The organism is Mesotoga infera, from assembly GCA_011045915.1.
Taxonomy (GTDB): Bacteria; Thermotogota; Thermotogae; order Petrotogales; family Kosmotogaceae; genus Mesotoga; species Mesotoga infera_D.
Window position 1 is genome coordinate 1 of the sequence record DSBT01000065.1, and the last position, 3392, is coordinate 3392.

Below are 3392 nucleotides of genomic sequence, written 5' to 3' on the forward strand. Positions count from 1 at the left end.
AAAAGATCCGGGAGAAGCATCGCCTTGAAGCGAAAGAACTTCTTGCGAAAGTCACAGGAAGCGTAACAGATATGCTCTATGCACTCGACAAGAACCTGAAATACATATACTGGAACAGGGCCTGTGAGGAAATTACTGGAATCAGTTCGAAGGATGTAATAGGCAAGCATGTAACGGATGTTTTTTCCGAGGATGAAACAACTGCAAAGGCGATGGCGTCATACCGACGGGTTCTTCTAAAAGGGAAAGCCGAATCTGCGATCTTCGAGTATGAGCATGGGGGAGAAACCACGATACTTGAGATCCACATCTATCCGTTAGGCGAAGGGATATCGGTTTTTGCCAGGGATATTACCGATCATATGAATGCCGAGAGAAAGCTCGAGATAGAAAGAAAGAAGCTTCATAAAATTCTGGACTGCATTCCCGAAGGCATTTACCTGATTGACGAGAGTTATGATATCGATTATGCGAATCCCGCGTTGATTAAGGAGTATGGTCTCATAGAGAATAAGAAGTGTTTTGAATTCTTTCAAGGGTTCAAAGCTCCTTGCCCCTGGTGCGGAATCGATAGAGCTTCTTCTAGTCAACCTGCACGGTGGGAATGCAGTTTCGAAAAAAGTGGTCGCATCTGTGAATTGATAAGCATTCCGGTTAGCAATGACGACGGAAGCATATCGAAGTTGCAGATCCTTCACGATATCACCAAAATTCGTACTTACCAGGAAGAAGTGGAGCGAATGAATGTTGAACTCGAAGCAAGGGTGGCTGAGCGGACCACACAACTGGAGGCGGTCAACAAGGAATTAGAAGCCTTTGCCTTCTCAGTCTCCCACGACTTGAGGGCTCCTCTGAGAGCTGTGGACGGCTATTCCAGAATAATCGAGGAAGACTATGCTGATATCCTCGACAATGAAGGTGTGAGACTCTTTGGAGTAATAAAGCGCAACATAAAGAAGATGGATCAGCTAATTATCGATTTGCTGGCCTTATCCAGGCTAAATAGAACTGAACTTGTAAAATCGAAGATTGACATGACTGGAATGGTGAATTCCATCTTTCATGAAGTCATCACTGCGGAACTCCGAGATAAGGTCAAGCTCACATTGAAGAATCTGCCTGAAGCCTACGGGGACTCGGTTATGATGAAACAGGTTTGGGTAAACCTTCTTTCAAACGCATTGAAATTCTCATCATGTAGAGAGCTTATAGAAATAGAGGTGGGCGGTTATTCAGAAAATGGAATAAACACTTACTACGTCAAGGACAACGGTGTCGGGTTTAACCAGAAATACGAAAGCAAACTCTTCGAAGTTTTTCAAAGGCTCCATAGTTCAAAGGAGTTTGAAGGAACGGGTGTCGGACTTTCGATAGTTCAGAGAATCATTCACAGACATGGAGGTTTCGTCAGGGCCGAAGGCAATGAAGACCACGGCGCGACCTTCTATTTCTCTATACCCGAGAGGTGAAAGCATGACCGATAGCGTAGTGGAGATACTTCTGGTAGAAGACAATCCCGAGGACATAGAACTTACCCTGAGAGCTCTAAAAAAGAGTAAACTGGCGAACAACGTTGTGGTTGCCGAAGACGGTGAGGAGGCTCTCGATTTCATATTTGCGCGTGGCAAGTATAGCGAGCGAAGTGTTACACATTCTCCGAAAGTGATCTTGCTGGATTTGAAACTTCCTAAGATCAGCGGCATAGAGGTTCTGCGAGAAATTAAGAAGGATCCGAGGACGAGTCTAATACCGGTGGTAGTTCTGACCTCTTCTACTCAGGAGACGGATATCGAAGAATCTTACAAGCTCGGGGCGAACAGTTATATCGTGAAACCGGTCAATTTCGAGAACTTCATTGAGTCCTTGAGACAGATGAACGATTACTGGTTGGTGCTTAACAGGCTTCCATCGAGTTTTGGTGAAGGATGAGTAAGGACACGAGAATAAAAATCCTTTTCGCAGAAGATCTGCACACGGACGTGGATCTGGCTAAAAGGAAAATCTCTGTGGTGTTTCCGGAAATTGAGGCATTAGTTGTTGATACTGAGCGAGATTTCGTTGAGAAATTGGAGAAATTCTGTCCGGATCTTGTAATCTCGGACTACATGATGCCAGGCTTCGATGGGATGAGAGTTATCGAGCTCGTTCTAGAGAAGGCGCCTGAGATTCCTGTGATAATACTTACGGGTTCCATGAATGAAGATACGGCGGCCGAATGCATGAAGGCCGGCGCGGTAGATTACGTAATAAAGGAACATATGGCGAGACTGCCATATGCGGTCGTAGAGGCAATGGAGAAGAAGGAGATCAAGCTGGCCAAGGAAAGGGCAGAAAGGGCTTTGATCGAAAGCGAGAAGAAGTTCAGGTTGCTCGCTGAAAATGCCAGCGACCTCATTTACAGGTACGAGCTGCATGAAAAAGAGGGTTTCAGCTATGTCAGTCCTTCATCGTCGCGTATTACCGGATATTTTCCCGATGAGTTCTACAAAGATCCCGATCTAATTTCCAAAATCGTCCATCCCGAAGATGAAGCTAGACTATTGAATCTGATTAACGACAGCCATTCATCGAACCAAAGTGAGCCCCTTACATTGAGATGGATAAGAAAGGATGGGAAGATAATCTGGATGGAGCAGCAGAACGTCCACATTTTCGATGATGATGGAAAGCTTATCGCTCTTGAAGGAATAGCTCGTGACGTCACAGAAAGGCAGGAATCAGCAGAAAGAATAACTGAAGCCTTCTACTCTATTGTTACCGTGGTTTCAGATATCCTGACTGCAAGGGACCCCTATAACCGACATCATCATCGTAATGTAAGCCGGCTATCCTCGAAAATAGCTGAGAAAATCGCCCTTGACGGCCCACAAATTGAAGCAGTTAAGATTGCCGGGTTGCTTCATGATATTGGAAAAATTGCCATACCAGCAGAAATTCTATCTAAACCAGGCTCTTTGAATAATGAGGAGTACAGTTTGATACAAGAGCACAGCAGTGTCGGTTACAACATCCTCAAGAATGCCCGGCTTCCCTGGCCGGTAGCAGAAATCGTTCACCAGCACCACGAAAGGCTTGACGGTTCCGGTTATCCTCGCAAACTAAAGGGAAGAGAAATATGCATAGAGGCCAGAATTATTGCCGTCGTAGACGTAGTCGACGCTATGACTTCTCATAGACCCTACAGACCAGCCCACAAAATGGAAGCAGCCCTTGAAGAGATACATGGCAAATCGGGCACCTGCTTCGATTCAAGTATTGTGGATGTTTGTACTGAACTGATTGAAGAAGGTTTTGATTTCAGGGAGGAACCGCTGGAAGCATAAGAAACTGTGGCAGTTCAGCATCTTCTTTCAGCAAGATCGTTCGTTAAAGAGCATTGACGAGAGTTCGCT

Annotated in this window: 3 protein-coding genes; all 3 read left to right on the plus strand. The window is 45.3% G+C overall.

Annotated elements, in window-relative coordinates:
• Positions 1-1469 (plus strand): PAS domain S-box protein (locus ENN47_02210; GenBank protein HDP77002.1); only part of this gene is annotated, 1469 nt, incomplete at its 5' end.
• Positions 1470-1473: 4 nt separating this feature from the next.
• Positions 1474-1929: a response regulator gene (locus ENN47_02215; GenBank protein HDP77003.1), complete on the plus strand. Its 456-nt coding sequence runs from the start codon at positions 1474-1476 to the stop codon at positions 1927-1929.
• A complete protein-coding gene (locus ENN47_02220) occupies positions 1926-3323 on the plus strand; it encodes an HD domain-containing protein (protein ID HDP77004.1) in 1398 nt (465 codons plus the stop codon). Before ENN47_02215 ends, ENN47_02220 begins: the two co-directional genes overlap by 4 nt.
• Positions 3324-3392: the final 69 nt, after the last annotated feature.